We start from the raw sequence: 19970 nt of genomic DNA on the forward strand, positions 1-19970 counted from the left end.
ACTAGCTCGTGGTAATCCGTTTCAGTTTTCGATAAATCTGATTTGCAATACCAGTCTCATCGCCTCTATGGGTTATCAAAGAAACACTACTACCAGCGATGCCAGTTGCTCTTTTCCAAACACCCTTAACGTCAACGATGCCAGTTAATACTTGAGGTAACGCATCTAAAAAATCACTTGTCGAGGAAGCTTGGAAGATAGCAGTTCTAAACTTCTCATTATTAAACCTTTCAATACAAACAAAAAAGAAATTAATGTCTCTGAATGAGATCTGGAACACACCAAATCGCCTTTTGGGAAGACCAGTATAGATCTCTTTGTTTAAGCGCCGATGTTCTTTTCTGAAGAGCCAGTCATCATATAGTTCAGGCTCTACTAAAATGAGCTGCCCGGAGGTCAGTACACCGCTATAGAACCCATTTAACGATGCAGGCTTAGACACTTTTGCGGATTTTTCGGCAGGCAATTGATTTAATGCCGACCATAATAAGTTCAGTGTATTCGGTAACTCTTTTTTCGGCTCATCATCCTCATGGATTAGGTTCAGCTTACCAACGTTCGGATTACCGCCTCTTTGATTACTTGGTGACACCTTACTTTCTGGAGTTGGTACTGGTTTGACTTGAGTGCTCTTTGTTTTATTTTCCTTTGGTACAGCTTTTTGAAGGCCTGTTTCGCCCCAGTGCTCCATGTCACCTAATCGGAGATCCTCCCCCATAGAGCTTGATGAAGGTCTCGACTTTGAGGTTCCAATTAACTTTTTACCCTTAGTCTTAGTCCGTTTTTTGCGTTTCTTTTCAGATTTATTCCCGTTTTCATCAGTGATATTACTATTCTCGCGAATAAGAAAGAAATCAGGACATTCCGGAAGTTTGTACCTATGGATCTTTAAGGCCATGAACCGCTTTCCTTTTACTAGCCAAATCCCAGACACAAGCCATTTGTGAGTTCCAGCGAACCAAGGGCGAACATTCAGATAAGTTGCTTTGTCGCGCTCTCGGTTCAATTGCGTGGATATGTAATTTACCGTTCGTTGTGTGTATCGTTGTGACTTTAGGCCCCAAACAAAGTAACGATCGTCGTCATACACTTCTTTTGAGAGCCCTAGTTTGTATTCACCCTTTTGAGGGATATTGCTGAAGTCAGTGGTATCAAACTTTTTGAATTCCAATTTTTCCAGTGCCACGGTTGCAAAGCTACCAAGGACCGTTTGCTTGAGAAACTGGGATACCCCGTACGTATCATCAAAGATAGTTATAGAGCTCGCTAAAAGCTCGATGCCACATTTGGTGGTTACAGTAAAAAGCTTTGTCCCTTTAAAGCTATCTGGGATCTGATATATATCCGGAGGTAATATATAACGCTTGTGCTGACTTGCCTCAGGGCTACTGCTTTTGTCTTCCAGCTCCCAGGCGCTGACAAAGTTACCTTTGTCTTGTGGATCAATTGTAAATTCAAATATGGTTTCAATTAAATCTGCGCGTTCACTATAGTACTCAGCATTTTTCCAAATACTGCCTTTTTCCAGCAACTTCGTATAGCTTTTAGCCACCTGAACAAGCTTGTATTCATCGCTTTCCGAGTTTTCCAGTAAAATATCTACCAAGGGTTCGTCAGAAGCTGGCTCATTCCAGGTTAATGCCCCATATTCCTTTACAAGCCATTCCTTGTCATCAACCGGGAGTCCTTCAATCTGTATGCTATCGGCCACAATCGCACCTTCCACTACGGGTGAAACTAAATGAAAGGCTTGGTTGTCTCTGTCGTAAGTATTTGGGTGCTCAGCCGGTAACTACTTAACTGTAACTACTTTCTCTCTACGTCAGACTCAGACTTAATGCGCAAGAAAATCTCTTCCCGGTGAACGTCAACATTTTTCGGGGCATCAACACCCAGACGCACCTGATTCCCTTTAATACCGAGAACGGTAACGCTGATATCGTCGCCTATTTTTAACGTTTCACCATTGCGGCGAGTAAGAATTAACATATCGACTATCCCTGTTGAAAAATTAAAGCTTAACGAAAGCCTTAAAAAATAAAAAGGCAGTTGCAGAGCTTTAAATAAAAGCCTACAAATCCAAAAGCTATTATCTCACAACAGAGGTTCACCACATTGAGAAAATGAGACAAGCAAGCCGGTTAGATGAAAGGGCTGGACTAAACCAGCCCTCCGGTCCTTACTCTCCAGTTAAATCGTGAGTCGGAGCGTCCGGCCCATTCGCTTTAACCGAAGCAATTCCCGTTTCTCTGGAGTCTCTAGTGGTATACATCTGACTCACACCGATAATTTCCCAGTTACCGCCTTTAAGTACGAAGTAATACTGGTCATTAGTAGAGATTTTTCTCTCGTACTGCTCATCCAGTGGGCTGTTAACTCTTACTGAGCTTATCCCGTTTTGAGCCCCTTGCTTCGAAACATACCCCTCACTGCGAAGGATTTGTTCACCATTTGCGGCTATAAGACGAAAGTAAAACTGCTCATCAATACCTTCAAATAATTCATACCGTGCTGCCATGTTATTTCTCCTTTCTCACGCCTTTGAAAGGCGTTCCGTCAGACTTAACATCCATGAAGCGACCGGTAACGGCATCTCGCTTGACCCAATGACCGCTTGGGGTTTCTGTTTGAGAACGTTGGCGCACTGCGCCGCGACGTTGGTTATCACCAACAGGTGGATTGGTAGCCATAGTAGGGCTCCTCAATTAGATCAAATGTAAAAAGGTTTGACACTAACCGGGAGTTAATAGAAACTTATGTCGCCAAACACTAGTTACATTAACTTCGGTTAGTGAACTCAGAAAAGAAGCTGCTCTTAAAAAGGGTGGCTTTTTTTCTGCACTTACGATAATACTAATCAATCTGAGCACGTCAAGCATTTTGATCTGTTTTCTAGATCTTTTTTGATCATGGTGATCGGCTTTATCGATTGGAGCGGGTATGACTACCAACCTTACCGGATACCAAACTGAAATATTGGCTCATATCGAGTTTATTGGACGTTTCTATGGGCTCGTTTCTCGAGCTGATTTAATCAAGCGATTTGATATCAGTGAAGCAAGTGCCACTCGAACCTTTCAGTTATACAACTCGTTGGCGCCTGGTAACTTAATATACAAACCAAATATCAGACGTTACGAATGGCAAGATGCCGCAAAGCCAATCATAGATGTGGCGATGTCTAAATGTGTTAGCACTCTCACCGATGGCTTTGGGGATAGTTTTGCACGCATTGACGAAGAACCAATTGCCATAAAAAACTCGCTTTTCAATGTTAATTTGGAAGTGTTATCGGCAGTAACGCGGGCAATTAAACGCAAACAAGTTATCAAAATAGACTACTTCTCAAAGTCTTCACCAAGAAGTTCTGCTAGAGATATTATTCCTCACGCCATAGCAGATAGCGGTCTTCGTTGGCATGTTCGGGCATTTGATAGAAAAAGCATGGAGTTTCGAGATTTTGTAATAAATAGGATAAAAAAAGCGAAGCCTTTGTCAGGTGAAGTGATACCTGAAACGCAGACCGGTTCGTCCGATAATGACTGGAACGAAGTTGTAGAGCTGAAAATTCAAGCCCATCCAAATTTAAGCGGATCAAAATCAATGATCGAGTTTGAATACAGAATGGTCGATGGTCTCTTAAGGAAGAAGGTTCGCAAAGCTCTTGCTGGTTACCTATTAGATACTTGGAACATTGATACGTCAGAGAATGCCTGTTTGAGAGGTAATCACGTTATGCTTCATTTAAAGAACTCTAACGAGTTAAGTTTTCCGGGGAAACTTCTCGCCCCGGGAAGCCTCCATAGTAACAACAATTAGTGTGTCGTACTTTATCATGAAATTTAATAATTTTAAGCCAAGCAAATATACCTGTTTAGAAATGTGTGCTGGTGCCGGAGGGCAAGCTCTGGGTTTACATATGGCAGGATTTAGACACAGCGCTTTAATCGAGATTGAGTCGGCTGCATGCAAAACACTAAGACTAAATAACCAAGAACATAACTTGGGCTGGCAAGAAATCATTGAAGGCGATTTAATAGAGTTTAGTCAGAGCAACGCCAAAAGCTACAAGGACCAAATTGATTTAGTTGCTGGCGGTGTTCCTTGCCCACCTTTTAGTAAGGCTGGTAAGCAATTAGGCAGTAGCGATGAACGCGATTTATTTCCTGCAGCGCTGAAAGTCGTTGAAAATGTAAGACCTAAAGCTGTAATGCTTGAAAATGTGCCAGGTTTATTGGAAGCAAAGTTCAAAGATTATCGCTCCTCAATAAGTTTAAAACTGCAGGAACTTGGCTACACACCGTTCTGGACATTAGTTCAATCCAGCCAATTTGGAGTCCCGCAGCTTCGCCCTCGAACTATTTTAGTAGCATTACGTCCAGAAGTAGCGAGCCACTTCAAATGGCCTCAGCCGCAATCTAAGATAGTTACGGTGGGTGAGGCACTGGGAGACCTCATGGCTAGCAAACGGTGGCCAAAGGTAAATGACTGGATAAAAGCTGCAAATAAAATTGCGCCCACTTTAGTCGGAGGCTCTAAGAAGCATGGGGGGCCAGATTTGGGGCCGACTCGAGCCAAAGAACAATGGCGAAAATTAGGCGTCTATGGACATCGCATAGGCTCAGACGAAGAAATTCCAGACAAAAGCTTTAAGGGAGTTTTACGGCGAGATGGTAGCATTCTCCCGGGGTTTGAGCATATGCCTCTGCTCACGACACGGATGACCGCAAGACTACAAGGCTTTCCAGACGAGTGGCTTTTCCATGGCACTAAAACGACTATTTACCGACAGATTGGGAATGCATTCCCACCTCCAGTTGCATATAGTATAGGAGTTCAGATAATCCACGCTCTTCAAGCAAGCAGCCAGTAGGACTAAGGATATTCTATAATGAAGGGAAGAATAACAGAGCTTCGTGACGATTTTCATCGCAACCTTATCAATCAGGGAATACTTGGCTGGGTTAATTTACCCTCTAATAAGACCTCAAAAGGTCATAGCAACTTTAGTCCCTACACGGCCAATAATGCCGACAAAGATAGCAGGATCAGTAATTATTTAGCCTCTGACGTGTTAGCTACAATAGAAACAAGGTTAGGGTTTAATAGTGGTATGCCGGGTCAATTTAGAGCGGGGCAGACTCAGGGAAGTGACTTTGAGAAAGAGTGTCAAAAGTATCTAGAATTAAGTTTTAAGGAGGTATTACATCTTCGCAACGGAACTTGGCAGGTGCACCAGGCAGATAAATTGACGAATATCGGTACTTTTGAACAATATAGCCACCTTATTGAACTTGATAGACTCGCTGATGAACACCAACAAATTAAGAACTTTCTAGGTAATGGCTATGTTGTTAAACCTGATGTAGTTATTGTCAGGGAGGCTGAAAGCGATCAAGCGATTAATTCAGCGAATAACTTAGTTGACAATGACACGTGTAAATTGACCTACTTTAGAAAGTCGAATCAAATAAGACTTAACGGTGAAGTTCATCACTTTTTACATGCCAGTGTTTCTTGCAAGTTTACGATGAGATCGGATCGAGCACAGAACACTAGGACGGAAGCCCTAAATTTAATCCGTTCGCGTAAAGGCCGAGTTCCTCATATCGTAGTCATCACAGCTGAGCCAATGCCGTCTAGGTTATCTTCTCTAGCGCAAGGTACCGGCGACATTGACTGTGTTTATCACATAGCCTTAGATGAGTTAGTTACTGCCACAAAAAATTCTGGCGAAGAAGAAGCACAAAACCTACTACAAATGATGATTGATGGTAAACGATTGAAAGATATCGCAGATCTGCCCCTTGACCTAGTTATTTAAACAAGAAACTGGATATCTAGCTAGTGTCAAGCCGTGGTCGGTATTATTAAGCACACAACGTGTTTTATGGAGTGTTAATGAAAGTTCCTAAAATTTGGTTTTTTGACATGGAAGGTACAATCCTAAAAAAAAATCACGAATTGGATAACGGAAAAGTTGCTCCAAGTGCATGGACAGTCCTAGCAAAAGATTTAGGTGAAGAGTGCTACCTTGAGGAAGAGCTTACTAAAGATAAGTGGCGTGCCCGACACTATAAAGGTTATTTGGACTGGATGAAAGACACCGTCCTAATTCACAAAAAGTACGGCATGACGAGTCAACACTTGCAGAACATAGTCGACAGAGCAGAGTTTCATGATGGTGTTGAGGAACTATTCGCATGGCTACATTCACACGGAGTAATAACCGCACTCATAACTGGAGGGTTTAAATCATTAGCAGACAGAGTACAAAAACATCTAAAAATAGACCATGCGTTGAGTGGTTGTGAGTACTTCTTTGATAGTGACGGCTTCATCGAGTTTTTTAATCTACTACCATCAGATCATGAAGGGAAGTTAAGCTTCATGAAGCAAGTATTATTTGAACATGGACTAACTCCCAAGGAAGCTGCGTTCGTTGGAGATGGAGAAAACGATAGACACTTAGCTGAATGTGCAGGATTCTCGATTGCCTTCAATGCTCAAAAGGAATTAAAGAAGCGCTCTACCGTTTCTATTGATCAACCAATAGGCCACGAAAACTTGGCAGATATCATCTCTTTATTCAAGTAGTCCTTTTTAACTAACTTGCTTCCCATCGGATTTGGGTGCTTTAGTTTCGTCGGTTACGTTAAGGACTTTCTTCTCTAGGTCTCTCACACGCTTCTCTAGAATTTCTATTTTTTGATTCTGCAATATTTTTTGGTGCAGACTTTCAGCTATACTGGGGCCTAGAGTAACAATCAATGACAGAAGTCCAAAGATAATCGCGAAATTCTTCATGCTTATATTGAGGGTTTTACTATTAAGAGACTCATCAATCTGCTTCTTCAACTTATCTCGGTCTAGGAAATATTTGGGTAACGACCTTAAGTCTGCTTTCAAGTAAGCCATATAGTCATCCCGATTATTGGGCGACGTCTCAACATCTTCAAGTTCGTCTTTAGGGAAGTCGATCTTGTGAAACACAACTCTGAAAAACTTATCAGTATTTAGTTTCTCTACCCCCAACTCAATTGTCTTTGATGATAAGTTCGTAGCTAAGGTGGAGATTGGCCCCTTAAAGCCGCCGTCAATGATGCCGGTATTGAACGCCATAAAGCCTTTCTGAGAAAAGCGATTTTTAAGAAAAACGTATGCAACGTAACCTTTCGGTACATTTAACTCTTCTTTTGAAACTAGGTAGACTGTTTCTTGAGACTCAAGTTCGTACGTTTTATCGGTCACAACGACCTTCTTTTTATCGCTGTCATCGGTATGGTAAATAATTTCCCCGATACTTACATCTATACTCGATTTCCCGCGAAACTTTTCTATCATCGTCTGTTTACAGTTGCCGGGGAATATGAGCATGTCTTGTCTTATTACTTCGGTGCTTGGTATTTGCATTTCTACTTTCCCCTAATCTAACACTAACTTATAGGTAATATTTCAGCTTGAGCTACCTGCTTTCCAACCTCTACAGACAGTAAATAATTCAACAAGCTATGCTATCGTTCATAGATATAATCCCACTATCATTGCAGTGCACTTAATTGAAGGGCATGACCTTTACGGCTGGGCTGTAATTTAAACATGCTCTTTTCCAAACGCTTCTATCAGAAAAGCTAGTATTTGTTCCAGTAAGGCGTTCGAACTTTATCATGCTGGTGATGGCCGAGCAAAAACGCGTCGCCGGAAGCTCGCCGAACACATTCAGGCGCTGAGTATTTTATTAGCTCCGCTCACAGCGCAGAGGTACCGAAATTGGCCGTACTAACTGTGGACTTCCCAATTGAGGTATACATATTGTGACCCATAGACTCGAGCATGCCGGTATGTATACCCATGTGTAATTTCTTAGGACGACCCTGAGAGTCCTTTTCATGGTTATTAGGTTGGTCTTCTGCTTTCATATCTAATATGTCCTTTGAACTAATCCTTATCAGATATTCTGCTCTAAATCTGAACTTGAGTCCATATCCAGTGTTGCCAGCTCGAGTTGCTCAAGCCTTTCCTAGTGAATGTATTTGTAGATGTCCCTCTTCATATAAGCAGTTGATAGCCTCGGCTAACGCGCTTGATTCACTATTCAGATTTTGCAGAGACACCCAAAACAGGGCATAGTGTGCCTATGAAAAATGTGTTGCCGACCAAAACGAAACACAAGCCTCAATTACACAGTTAAAGGGAGTCGAGTCCATACAGATCTTGTCGTGCATACCGCCTCATAGTATAAAAACGATTTAACAGTCATGATGCTATAAGCATTATCAGGAATACTTAATTAAGGCTAAGTTCTGAGCGACGAAAAATGGGGCAAAACCGGTGGCTTGTCCGATTACCAATATTGGGTCTGCAATCCGATAGTGAGGCCACACGAAAACACTAACTTCCCTAAATTATTCTTGGGGCTGTTATCGGGGAGGATTCACTCGGGAGCCTTAAAAAAGCTACTGAAAAAAATACAAACTTTGAGGTCATAATGGCGAAGTTAAAACCAAGAGCGAGATTGATACGCACTATCGGTGATAAGCTAATAAGCGGTCCAGAGGCTGCCATCATTGAGCTAGTTAAAAACTCTTATGATGCAGACTCACCCTCGGTAGAAATATCAATAGACCCACCTTCAGAAAGCGACTCTGGAAAAATCATAGTGAAGGACTTTGGTCATGGAATGACATACGACAACATTCTTAATGACTGGCTGGAGCCTGCTACTGACACTAAGACTAAAAACACTTTATCCAAATCAGGAAAGAGGACTGTTCTCGGGGCTAAGGGAGTCGGCAGATTCGCCTCCGCTAGTTTGGGTAAGAAAATAAAGTTAACGTCTACAGCAAGGTTACATAGCGGCTACGAAAAAAGCTCACTAAAGCTAGATTGGAGTATATTCGAGTCCAATACTTACTTGGACGACATTGATATTGATATTAACCGGACAGAGATTTCGAGTGCAGATAGCACTGGCGTCAGCATTGAGATTACAGAGTTGTCTACCATTTGGGATGAAAAAAAAGTTCGCAAACTAGTTCGGGAATTACGACGCCTTGCTACCCCACAACACGATGAAACTGCACAATTTGATATCTATCTTGATCTTAAACACTTCAGTAAAGGAAACCCTGAACCATACAATTTCAATGGCCCACAGCTGCTTTTTGAGACAAATCGAATCGCAGAAGTAATAGAGGACTCGAATGCAGACAACACAAAAAAAACTAGTAATACATTAATAACCCCATACAGAATCAGTAAAGAGTCTGACTATCATCTGCAAGGTTCATTTGATGCAGCTGGAAAATTTACAGGTACTTTCACTATTGTTCGCGGAGATAATCTGCCTATTCCTTTAAACTTAGAAGCCCCTCCACTCGAAATTGGAGAATTACCTTGTGGTCCAATCGGTGTTGACCTTCGACTATATGATTTAGAGAAAGAATCAATCGAAAAATTACTAGAACGCATGGGGCTCAGTTTCTCTGATTTTGGTCTACGTAATGCAAGAGCAATGATTTCAGAAAACACAGGGATAGGCATATACAGAACTGGATTCAGAATTCGGCCTTATGGTGAACCCGATAATGATTGGTTAAAGCTCGAGAATCGGCGAGTTCAGAATCCTTCTAAAAGAATTGGACACGGTCAAATATCAGGGACAATTAATGTTGGTTCAGAAAGTGAGTCCAACCTTATTGAACGAAGTAGCCGTGAGGGGCTTGAGACAAACAGTGCCTTTGAGCGACTTGTTACTTTGATAACAAATGTTTTACTGAAAATAGAGCAGAAAAGATTTGATTTTAGGGCCAAGGCTGGAATTAGTAGAAAACCCGTCAAACGAATAGAAAAGGCGCGTGAACTATCTTCACTTGACTCAATAACTAGAGCTGTGCGAAACCTTCCAGAAGAGGCGCAAAAACCGTTATTGCTTAAAATTGAAAAAGAATCTCAAATTCTAACAAAAACTCTTGATGAAATAGAGGCATATCAACGTTTACTAGAATCTCGAGCCGCGCTAGGTATGGTCGTAGCCCAAGTTGTCCATGATGGACGCACCTATTTAGAACCTATCAACTCATCCGCTAAATCAATAATTAAGAACGCGCCCTATGTACTCGAAGACAGTCCTAAAGGGGAGCTAGTCAGGAAATTTTACCCCTCATACGGGCAAGCTGTATTAGACGGTTCAAAAGGCCTATCATCTCTCTTCAAATCCTTAGATCCTATCTCGGGAAGACGGAGAGGACGTCCCGTTGAATTTTCTGCAATCGAAAGTATAAATAACACATTAAACTTACTCGCCGAAGCGTTGATTATGTCATCGGTAAATGTTGAATTAGAGGTTGATGAACACCTGAAGCTCTACGGGTACCCTGGCGATCTCCAGTCAGCTATGGTTAATATCATACACAATGCAATACATTGGCTGAAAAGTACCGAAAACAACAAAAAAATCGTAGAAATCTCCTCTAAAGTAGAAGGGGGTATGGCGAAAATATCAATATCAAACAATGGCCCTCTTATAGACGAACAGGATCAAAATGCCATATTTGATGCTGGATTTTCTCTCAAGTCTGATGGGCATGGTCTTGGTTTATCAATAGCTAAAGAAGCATGTAAAAACAGCAATGGAGACCTGAGCTTAGACGAAGATTACATCGATACTTGCTTTGTAATTACGTACCCAATTTCTCAATAGATTAAAACTATGAAACTAAATTTACTTATCGTCGAGGATTCACAACCATTCCTAAACCAATGGGATGAAAAGCTTCAATTCTATAAAGTTGGGGATAATCCCATATATTCCATAGAACACAAATCGGTAACTAATTTGAGCGAAGCCAAACAACTTCTAGAAAATACCAAGTTTGATGCGGCTGTTATCGATATACGTTTAGATGAGGATGGTGAACAAACAGCTCATGGTAATGATATTCTTAAGAACTTATCTGAAAACTCGCTTACTGTTTGTGCCGTATATACCGGTGAGCCAGGCACTGAGATTGTCGCTGAACATCAGAAAGATTTTGTTCAAGTTTTTAAAAAAGGCGACGGGGATGGCATCGAAAAAGTCCTAGATTGGCTAGATGCAAAAGCAGGTATGATATCAGCCATCAGGACAATGCAAAATTCATTTAACAAGTCTATGGCTGAAGCATTCACTAAATCTATTTGGCCTCGCTGGAGTTACTGGTTGAATGAAGTAAGCGAACAAGAGTTCGCAGAAAAAGCCTTGACCCGTCATATGGCTACCCACCTTCATGCTTCTTTCCTCAATGAGGTAAGTGCAGTACATCCAGAAGAGCATTATTTTATCCCCCCACTCCAAGAGCGCTTGGACACGGGTGATATAGTTCGGATAGAAGAAGAGTATTTTATCCTTATTACGCCACGATGTGATCTGGCGAGGGAACAAAACCCTACTTTCCAGCTGGTGAAACTCGTCTCAACCCAAGAAAAATGGAACGAATTGCATGACCTACAAGTAAACGGCGCTAATAGAAAGGCTAGAGAAACAGCCGATAAGGATTTACGCAAATTGATAAACCATGGGGACCGTTCACCTAAGCTTCACTTCCTTCCCCAGATAAAGCTGAATGACAATGAAATTTTAGGTCCTTTTCATGCACAATTTAACTTTATGAAGTGCATGGAAGCAACCACTGAGAATAGAGCAGAGCTCAGCGAGCGTCGAATAGCAACATTGTCCAATGAGTTTGTTCCATCTTTAGTGGAACGACTAGGAGCATATTTCAGCCGAATTGGTACACCAGACTATTCGCATCCCGAATAATTATAGTTCAACAACTCCATTACAACCTTGCCTATCTGCTGTGCCAAATAAGGCGGCACAGCATTTCCAACTTGCACATACTGCTGAGTTCTGGTTCCCTCAAACTTGTAGTTATCGGGAAATGTCTGCAATCGCGCAGCTTCTCTAACAGTTAAACTGCGACACTGTTTAGGGTCATAGTGAATAAAGTAGTGACCATCTTTTGAAATGTGGCTAGTTACTGTTGTTGAGTATTTGTTTGCAGCCTGAGTCCGGAATCGGTCTGCATGTGAGCCACTATTCCAATTTTCATGCGCGGGCGCTAAATCAGCCGGGAAATCATGTGCTTTAGGTGAAATTCCCCCACTCAACTTGGTAAAAGCTGCGCTATATGCGTAACGAAGTAAATCACTCTCCATATGCCCGCGAGTTTCATGATTTAATACACAAGGAGGCTCCGCAGCTCGGTACCATTCGATTAAATGCTCAGGCATTTGGCTCGGAAACTTAATGGGCTGAGAAGCTGAACGTGCTAGCTTCTTTAGAGGTTTAACATCTAAACTTTGAGCTTTCTTGAACTGCTTTTTAAGAAGACGCTTAACAATAGTAGCATTATTTGAAACTACACTTTCCCAATCTTTCACTGTATCTTTACGCTTTGAGAAACCACTTCGTAACTTTGGTAGATCGGCTAACACTTGTTCTACCGTCGATTTATGCTCTAATCGATTGAGGGTCCTTGGAGTTCCTTCGATATCGGCTCGTACCCCCAACAAAATAACTCGATGGCGGGCTTGAGGCACACCGTAGTTTTCTGATTTTATAAGGAAATCAGTAAAATCGTCATACTTTGGGTCATCCGGGTTGTTTGCATCTACAACCAACGAAAAGATCTTGTATCTTGGAGTCTCGATTCTTGTAACACGCTCTGGCGCCCTCAAGTCTTCTAGAATTTTAGGAAACATTACTTCCCCATCTAGTTTAGCGGAGAGAATACCGCGAACATTTTCCATTACGAATACATCCGGTTGCGCAATAGACAGAACTTTCAGATATTCTTTATACAGAAAGTTTCGATGGTCTTTTTCTGCCTTGTAATCTTTTATTCCCGCATTGCGAGAGCGACCTGCAAGCGAGTACGCCTGACACGGCGGGCCACCGATGACCACCCTTGGCTTGTCTCCATGAGCTTTAACCAGCTCTGAGATTCTCGAATGAATCTCCTTGTTGTCATCACCAAGAGCGTGTGGCGTATACAGGGTTTCCCGCAAACTCTCTTCCGCCTCGATCGGGAAATAAGCAAACAGTTCTTCCCTCGTATAGGCTCCCATCAAATAGTCATTATAGTAAGCTAGGCCTAATTCAGAGTTTTTAATCTTTCTATAAAAAGCCCTAGTCGTGAGGGTTTTGTGTGCAGATGGTTCTTTTTCAACAGATACACCGATTCTAAATGGGTAACTTCCATCAACATCAGCGACTGAAGATATGCCTTCGCCCAGCCCGCCAGGCCCCGCAAAAAGGTCGATTACAAGAACTTCACCTGTTTCCATTGGTTCACTGTTATTATCGTTTTATATGTGAATTAATCATACCAGGCAAATAAACATAAACAATTATTTTATTCTTATACCCTTCCAATAACGCTCTCTGAACTAACAGCATCTTATCAATCAAATTTCAGTTTTCAGCTACCTGATTTTTCAGCTCCACGGACGGTCAATATTTACAAGAGTTGAAAGAGTAGAGTTCGTTAAGTCTCGCTGATATAGTTGCTGTAATACAATTCACAGGGCATGAAAAAGTGCAACGCATCACACACTTGATAGCAAGAGCCTACAAGCCTCTACTTACCGCTGTTATCGTATCAGCTGCGTTACTTCTTTCTGTTACACCGATAACGGTTAACGCTCAAACCTCGCCGGTTAAAATGAGTAACAGCAAAATATGTCACGATACTTCAAGTCCTTACTATGAACGTACCAAGAACTTCAAAGCATACGATTCAATTACCGCATGTCTTGACGCTGGAGGCCGACTTCCTAAAGGGCAGAAAGCACCAAGAGCAAGAAGCTCTTCTGAGTTCAGTTCATCCAGTGAGTATTCCAGGAGTGCTTTTGCCGGCTGGCTGGATGAAGACGGCGATTGTCTCAATACACGCCACGAACTTTTGTTGGAGCTTTCAACGGGACCAACAACAAAGTCTAGTGACGGTTGTCGTGTGGTAAGAGGCCGGTGGAACGACCCATATTCAGGTACTGTCTTTTTTGATTCTTCTAAAATGGACGTCGACCACCTGGTACCTTTAGCCTGGGCCTGGCGAAATGGTGCTTCCTCATGGCCTGAATCAGAAAGAGACAGATTCGCCAATGATCCAATCAACCTTTTTGCGGTAAGCGCAAGTTTAAACCGCAGTAAAGGAGCCCAAGGGCCCGATAGCTGGCTGCCCCCTAATGAAAAATTCCACTGCCAGTACGTGACAAGATTTTACCGTGTGCTATTGAAGTACGAATTTCCTGAAGATGTCCGCAGCCGTGCTAAGGTGATTATGGACTCAAAATGCTAGTTTGGTACCGTAATTGGCCTTAGCCTATGATATTTAGTATCTATGAAAACCAATATTCAGTTGATGGTCTATATTGGGTTTGAGCACTTTTATTGAGGGACCTGCGATGAAAACAACAGCAAGCCAACAGGTAGAGGTTGTTACTGATATTCTTTGTGATGCCTGCGGTACTAGCGTTGTTCCTGACTTCCAAAAAAAGCATCGCGACAACCTTAACGATTTTAGTGACTATGGAATGCTGAATGCGTCATATGGCTATGGCTCGAATCAGGATGGTGAATCGTTTCATTTTGACTTATGCGAATCATGCTTCAAAGAGCTAACGAAAAAAATAGCAGATATACGTACATTAAATAGCGGCAGTCTCTGAACATTTAACCATTACCAGCATGTCGTTATCGCATTATTAATTTTTGAGGAAGCCAATTGTTGGTTACAAACCAGGGCAAGAGCGTGAACGTTTTTTAAGCATTCACGATTAAGTCCAGCACTTCTTCGCTCATGGTGGCCATCTTTTGTTTGCGATTGACGCTGGCATCTATCGTCTTCTCGCGCCGTATCTGATTCAGCGCAACATGTCGGAAGCAAGCCAGATTATCGGCAGCATGGCCACGGCTAATTGGGCAGTTATCTTCTCGTATTGTCACATCGAGAACCCAATGCAGTCGGTTTTCAATGCCCCAATGGGCGCGCACTGTGCTGGCAAATTCCTCAGCAGATAAGCTTGCTGAACTTATATAATAACGATACTGCAACTGCTCCTTGCCATTGGCCAAACGATAATAAGTGGCTCGACCAATGGTCTTGATTGATGACCAGACTGAACGTATGCCCGGGGGCAACTCTAATGCTGATAAGACATCGTAAGAGCGGTATTCAACGCGACCATGCTTTTGCTCAACATGTCCTGGCTCGTTGCTTCCACTGAGCTCAAATGCATCCTGGAGTGCCTGATATAGGGACTTTTGATTTTTTTTACCGCAATGCAGTAGTCCGCTTTTTTCTTTACTATTGTTTTCACGATTTGCTTCTGGCAGCTCATGGCGTCGAGTGTCACCATCGCACCTTCCAGCTCCAGCAGCTCTAATAACTCAGGTACGGCGGTGATCTCATTCGACTTTTCATCCGTCCGCCGCTGGCCGAGAACAACACCGTTTTTAGTCGCAAACGCACTTATCATGTGCAGCGTCTTACCATCAACGGCAACGACTTGTTTATCGGTAAGTTTTTCAGTTGCTTGCATCCACTGAATAAATCGCTGGTGAAACGTCTGCGGGTCGATACGACAAACAAGCCTGGCGATGGTGTCATGCACCGGAATGCCATGACTGAAATCACCGTATTTTTTTAGCCATTTTAGCCTAAGGTGTCCGAAATCTTCGATTTCTTCCCAGCCTTCTGCGCCTGATATGACCGCAGTCAGGTTTAAAAACAGGACATCAAACAATTTATAGGTTACTTTTGATGCTTGTCTTGGGTCTTCAACGTCGGCAAAGTGGTCAGTCAGCAAGGTCAGGCTCATCATGGCTCTCCGTAAAAGAGAGTATATGATCACGACTAAAACTGATCGTCAAATCGATCAATTATTTATTAGCCCAACTGGTCAAGAAACGTTCACGATCTTGCCCTGGCGCCGCTCATAACTAAACCTTTTTGTCAGGGGCCTTGCTAATAACATATCGATTTAAATTCACAGTTGAGCATTGCCGTGTATTACTCATCAGACACAGTTCGATATTTAAGAGCTTTCCTTCTCAGCGATATTTCCTGTCTTATCTTGGAGTTATCCGAAGGGAGATCTAAAAACTGAGTCGCGACATCCATACTTTCAAACTGAAACGGGTTTGTGAGATGGAACCCAATTACCTGAATTACAAAGCGTTGAAGTTGATATACCTGTGGCTCAATATCATCCTCACCTACGCCTGTATGGACGAAACGATTTCGGTACTGCCTTAAATGCTCTAAAACCAATTTACAATAAGCTGTGTCATCAAAACAAAAAGCTGCACGACGGATGGTAAGGTCATAATTAGCCTTCTGTGTACCCGTAATAAACTCAAGGGTGCTCCATAGCTTTAAAAACGAAGCATTGTAGTCTCTGGAATCCAAAGCGCGAACGAACTTTTTGATCGCTAACTCAACATCATCGCGATACTTGTGTTTCGCTAAGACACGGCGAATTCTTTTTGTGTATTTTTCAATTACTGGAAACCTTTGACGGAAGTCGATGAGTCTTTTTTCCGAGACAGGATCAGGGTCATACCAAAAGCGATCATCAGCCTGTTTGCCCGAAGATGTATGCAGCGTATGGAGCTTTCCGAACACAATTTGATTGACAGGATTTTTCAGTCCATAAGTTTCAACCCAGTCATAGTTCAATTTCAGACACCAAATACCACGCAGCAAATCTAAACCCTCAAATATGCGTTCCACGGCCTCCTGTGGCGTCCTAGCAGACGTGTGTGCCAACACGTAATAAGCCTTGCTGGTATCTACTTCCTCAATCCCCCAGCTTGATACTCTGCGAGCAGTCTCTTTGCGAGCTTTGAGGTATTTTTTATGAAGATTTTTGACGAAACGAACGTGAACGTCGTTGATTTTTTGATCTGGAAAATGGTTGGTTCGTTTGATATTGACTGTAGTTACTAAAGTGTATCGTTTCAGATTTTCAGAGTTGTACTCACGAACCAATCTGGATACTTCAGTTATGATATTTTTTTGCGTAAAATCAGGTTTGCGAGCTGCGGCACTTACCCCTCTTGAAACTAACCTCCCAGCTTCCGAAGCTGGTATACCAGGTTGGCCTAAATCAATCAGCGACTTGAAAACTGATATGTACTCGCGATACTCGAACCCGCGAAAGCTGACTTGACCGTTTTTGACCGTTCTTATTTCATCCAGCCTATCAATCAAAACCTTAGGTTCGAATCCTTTCTTCCATGTCACTTTTCCCATCATATTATCTCGTTGATTTTCATCTTTTTTCACCCTACTAGCGGATCTCATATTTTTCAATAAAATCATAAGCTCCCCAATTATTTGGGGCTTGACAATAACACTAACTGAGTTTTGCTGAAGATCAGTGTTTTGGCGATCTCAATCGCCAGAAAAAAATAATTCAGGAACGTGAGCAAATGGTTCAGCTAATCAGAGGATTAACTACCACGAATTATCAGAAAGGCTTAGGTTTTAAGCTTCGACTGGAATGGTTGAAAAAGTACGGTGAATTTAGTCATGGCATACCGGTCCTTGACACCATTGCTAGGCTTGTTTGTCGTATCGACCCGCAGACGTTTCACCAGCGATTTATTCAGTGGATGCAAGCAACTGAAAAACTTACCGATAAACAAGTCGTTGCCGTTGATGGGAAGACACTACGACGCTCCTACAAGCGTAACGACAGGCAATCCAGATCGCACATGATAAGTGCTTTTGCGACTAAAAACGGTGTCGTGCTGGGGCCGCTTGAACTGCCTGCAAGCATACGTTCAACCTAGTCATCGCTTGAGACTATTGGCCGTGCCACTTATTATCGATTAACGAATGGCAAAGAGCAGCTGCAGTATCGATATTATATTAGCTCAGCACGCTTATCGGCTGAGCAGTTTGCCAGTACAGTGCGCGCCCATTGGGGCATTGAAAACCGACTGCATTGGGTTCTCGATGTGACAATACGAGAAGATGACTGCTCGATTAGTCGTGGTCATGCCGCAAATAACCTGGCTTGTTTCCGCCATATTGCGCTGAATCAAATACGGCGCGAGAAGACGATAAAAGCAAGCGTCAATCGCAAACAAAAGATGGCTACTATGAGCGAAGAAGTGCTGAACTTAATCGTAAATGCTTAAAAAACGTTCACGCTCTTGCCCTGGGTTACAAACGGATTTCCCGGAGTTTTTTTGCGCATAGCACTTACCATGAACCAAGAATGATCCTTGGTAAGTAACCAGCAAAGCTTCTGTCTTGACTTCCATACCCTCCCAGTAAAAACTTATTCATCAACCATTAAAAAGATTCGCTTATGGCTCTTTCAGATCACCAGGATGTCACCGTTTCATTACAAGAACTCTTTACTGGCCAACTTCATGGAAAAAAGCCCATCGATAGAATCGACCCTTTGAAATATAGTCAGCTCTTGCGCCGAGGTATTGAGGGAGCTGCAGTAAGCAATATTTGTAGCGAACTCCCAGCACAACTCTTGGCAACCGCACTTGATTTGGACGTACCCGAACTATTTAGACTGGCGGAAAAAGAACGATTATCTCCGCAACAAACTGAAATTATAGGAGACTTCGTGACTCTTTGGTCTGAGCTAAAAAGCTTCTTTGAAGATGATTTGCAATTGCTAACCGAGTGGCTGGAAACGCGACTTCCCGTGCTTAACGGTGAGGCACCGGTAACGTTCATCAATACGTTTATTGGACGTAACAAAATCGGGTTCTACCCCGTTTCTACGGACGGTTTAAAACGTTTGTAAACTTCCTGTCTTGATTCGCTACTCTACGTCGCATTCTTGGATTATGAAACCGCTCGATGTAAAAAAATATATCGGCACGAGCTTCGTCTCTGGTTCGGTATTTCCGGTGGTTCACGCGCTCGCGTTTGAGCATACCGAAAAAGCCTTCACAAGCCGCATTATCGGCACAATGTCCGACAGCACTCATGCTCCCCAATAAGTCGTTGTTTTTTAAGTACCGTTGATAATCGCCGCTGGTAAATTGCGTTCCACGATCCGAATGCAGTATTGCCTGTGTCGCCTCAGGACGTTGCCAGACTGCCATCTCCACCGCTCGCAGAACCATTTTTCTATCCTGCCGGTGGTGCATTGACCAGCCGACAACGACATGGTTAAACAGATCCAGCACAACACACAGATAAAGTTTTCCTTCGTCCGTTTTCACTTCGGTTATGTCAGTTACCCACTTGGTATTCGGCTCAAGGGCTTTGAAGTCTCGTCCCAGGTGGTTTTTAATACCATCCGGGCGCTGAGATGGTGTTTTGCGACCACGCCCTTTTTTGCGCGGCCAACCTTGTAACCCATGCAATGCCATTAATCGCGCAACGCGATTAAGACTGACCGTTTCCTTTTCTTCTTTAAGATCTTCATGCATGCGCGGCGCACCAATAATACCGCCGCTATCTTCATGGATCTCTTTAATACGCGTCAGCAATCGTTCATTATCAACGGCACGACGCGACGGTTGGCGATTTACCCAGTCATAATAGCCGCTGGCTGAGACTTTCATACAACGGCACATTAAGCGTATCGGAAACTGTTCGCGACAACGTTCGATCGCCTGATATCTCAGGACGACTCTTTTGCGAAGAACGTTGCCGCTTCGCGCAAAAAATCACGCTCCTTTTTTATCCGGGCCAACTCGCGCTTAAGCCGAGCAACCTCTTCGTCGCGTGGCGTGCCTGAGCCTTTGTGAGCACTACCAGGAGCCTCTTCTAACTCGCGTTTCCATCGGGACAGCATATTTGGGTTAACACCAATTTCCAGTGCAACCTGTCGACAACTGACTCCGGGCTGTCGAGTCTGCTCAACGGCTTCTCGTTTAAATTCAGTACTGTATTTTCTTCGTTTGGTCATGAACACTCCTTATGGGCACATTATGCCTCTTT

At 42.9% G+C, this 19970-nt stretch carries 18 protein-coding genes and 2 pseudogenes; 10 read left to right on the forward strand and 10 right to left on the reverse strand.

Annotated features, from left to right (window positions below):
• Nucleotide 1 precedes the first annotated feature (1 nt).
• The 4 genes from OS145_RS00480 to OS145_RS13345 form a co-directional block, all read right to left on the reverse strand.
• Nucleotides 2-1711 carry a hypothetical protein gene (locus OS145_RS00480; RefSeq protein WP_006953906.1) on the reverse strand — a complete coding sequence of 570 codons (1710 nt, stop codon included), beginning with the start codon at nt 1709-1711 and terminating at the stop codon, nt 2-4.
• Between the two features lie 95 nt (nt 1712-1806).
• Nucleotides 1807-1989: a carbon storage regulator CsrA gene (csrA, locus tag OS145_RS00485; protein WP_006953907.1), complete on the reverse strand. Its 183-nt coding sequence runs from the start codon at nt 1987-1989 to the stop codon at nt 1807-1809.
• A 190-nt stretch (nt 1990-2179) separates the two neighbouring features.
• The gene (locus OS145_RS00490; RefSeq protein ID WP_006953909.1) at nt 2180-2518 is read right to left on the reverse strand and encodes a YegP family protein; all 339 of its coding nucleotides are present in this window, start codon (nt 2516-2518) and stop codon (nt 2180-2182) included.
• A gap of 1 nt (nt 2519) precedes the next feature.
• A complete protein-coding gene (locus OS145_RS13345) occupies nt 2520-2690 on the reverse strand; it encodes a hypothetical protein (RefSeq protein ID WP_006953910.1) in 171 nt (56 codons plus the stop codon).
• A 250-nt stretch (nt 2691-2940) separates the two neighbouring features.
• On the opposite strand from OS145_RS13345, the gene OS145_RS00495 reads away from it, so the two are divergent.
• The 4 genes from OS145_RS00495 (at nt 2941) to OS145_RS00510 (ending at nt 6597) form a co-directional block, all read left to right on the forward strand.
• Nucleotides 2941-3819, forward strand: coding sequence for a helix-turn-helix transcriptional regulator (locus OS145_RS00495; protein ID WP_006953911.1), 879 nt, complete (start codon nt 2941-2943; stop codon nt 3817-3819).
• 16 nt (nt 3820-3835) lie between these two features.
• Nucleotides 3836-4873: a DNA cytosine methyltransferase gene (locus OS145_RS00500; RefSeq protein ID WP_006953913.1), complete on the forward strand. Its 1038-nt coding sequence runs from the start codon at nt 3836-3838 to the stop codon at nt 4871-4873.
• A gap of 18 nt (nt 4874-4891) precedes the next feature.
• Nucleotides 4892-5824 carry an NgoMIV family type II restriction endonuclease gene (locus tag OS145_RS00505; RefSeq protein ID WP_006953914.1) on the forward strand — a complete coding sequence of 311 codons (933 nt, stop codon included), beginning with the start codon at nt 4892-4894 and terminating at the stop codon, nt 5822-5824.
• 77 nt (nt 5825-5901) lie between these two features.
• Nucleotides 5902-6597: an HAD family hydrolase gene (locus OS145_RS00510; protein ID WP_006953916.1), complete on the forward strand. Its 696-nt coding sequence runs from the start codon at nt 5902-5904 to the stop codon at nt 6595-6597.
• A gap of 6 nt (nt 6598-6603) precedes the next feature.
• Here OS145_RS00510 and OS145_RS00515 read toward each other — a convergent pair whose 3' ends face one another.
• Nucleotides 6604-7413, reverse strand: coding sequence for a dCTP deaminase/dUTPase family protein (locus OS145_RS00515; protein ID WP_006953918.1), 810 nt, complete (start codon nt 7411-7413; stop codon nt 6604-6606).
• A 335-nt stretch (nt 7414-7748) separates the two neighbouring features.
• Entirely contained in the window at nt 7749-7919 is a 171-nt protein-coding gene (locus OS145_RS13350) for a hypothetical protein (protein WP_006953919.1), read from the reverse strand.
• 569 nt (nt 7920-8488) lie between these two features.
• Here OS145_RS13350 and OS145_RS00520 point away from each other — a divergent pair.
• Entirely contained in the window at nt 8489-10702 is a 2214-nt protein-coding gene (locus OS145_RS00520) for a sensor histidine kinase (protein WP_006953922.1), read from the forward strand.
• A 9-nt stretch (nt 10703-10711) separates the two neighbouring features.
• A complete protein-coding gene (locus OS145_RS00525) occupies nt 10712-11800 on the forward strand; it encodes a hypothetical protein (protein WP_006953924.1) in 1089 nt (362 codons plus the stop codon).
• Here the strand turns inward: OS145_RS00525 and OS145_RS00530 are convergent.
• Nucleotides 11782-13329, reverse strand: coding sequence for a DNA cytosine methyltransferase (locus OS145_RS00530; protein ID WP_006953925.1), 1548 nt, complete (start codon nt 13327-13329; stop codon nt 11782-11784). The genes OS145_RS00525 and OS145_RS00530 overlap by 19 nt on opposite strands.
• A gap of 251 nt (nt 13330-13580) precedes the next feature.
• On the opposite strand from OS145_RS00530, the gene OS145_RS13085 reads away from it, so the two are divergent.
• Both OS145_RS13085 and OS145_RS00535 read left to right on the forward strand, forming a co-directional pair.
• Entirely contained in the window at nt 13581-14342 is a 762-nt protein-coding gene (locus OS145_RS13085; RefSeq protein ID WP_006953927.1) for an HNH endonuclease family protein, read from the forward strand.
• Between the two features lie 106 nt (nt 14343-14448).
• Complete coding sequence (locus OS145_RS00535) at nt 14449-14712, forward strand: hypothetical protein (RefSeq protein WP_006953929.1); 264 nt, start codon at nt 14449-14451, stop codon at nt 14710-14712.
• 94 nt (nt 14713-14806) lie between these two features.
• Here OS145_RS00535 and OS145_RS00540 read toward each other — a convergent pair.
• Nucleotides 14807-15867, reverse strand: a pseudogene (locus tag OS145_RS00540) (ISAs1 family transposase).
• A gap of 188 nt (nt 15868-16055) precedes the next feature.
• Nucleotides 16056-17369, reverse strand: coding sequence for a hypothetical protein (locus tag OS145_RS00545; RefSeq protein ID WP_006953937.1), 1314 nt, complete (start codon nt 17367-17369; stop codon nt 16056-16058).
• Nucleotides 17370-17479: 110 nt separating this feature from the next.
• Between OS145_RS00545 and OS145_RS00550 the strand changes: the two genes are divergently transcribed.
• Nucleotides 17480-17842 carry an ISAs1 family transposase gene (locus OS145_RS00550; protein ID WP_006953938.1) on the forward strand — a complete coding sequence of 121 codons (363 nt, stop codon included), beginning with the start codon at nt 17480-17482 and terminating at the stop codon, nt 17840-17842.
• A gap of 15 nt (nt 17843-17857) precedes the next feature.
• A complete protein-coding gene (locus OS145_RS13685) occupies nt 17858-18193 on the forward strand; it encodes an ISAs1 family transposase (protein ID WP_083773206.1) in 336 nt (111 codons plus the stop codon).
• A 592-nt stretch (nt 18194-18785) separates the two neighbouring features.
• Here the strand turns inward: OS145_RS13685 and OS145_RS00560 are convergent.
• Nucleotides 18786-19938: pseudogene (locus OS145_RS00560) on the reverse strand (IS3 family transposase).
• Nucleotides 19939-19970 lie beyond the last annotated feature (32 nt).

The sequence above is a fragment of the Idiomarina baltica OS145 genome, assembly GCF_000152885.1.
Taxonomy (GTDB): domain Bacteria; phylum Pseudomonadota; class Gammaproteobacteria; order Enterobacterales; family Alteromonadaceae; genus Idiomarina; species Idiomarina baltica.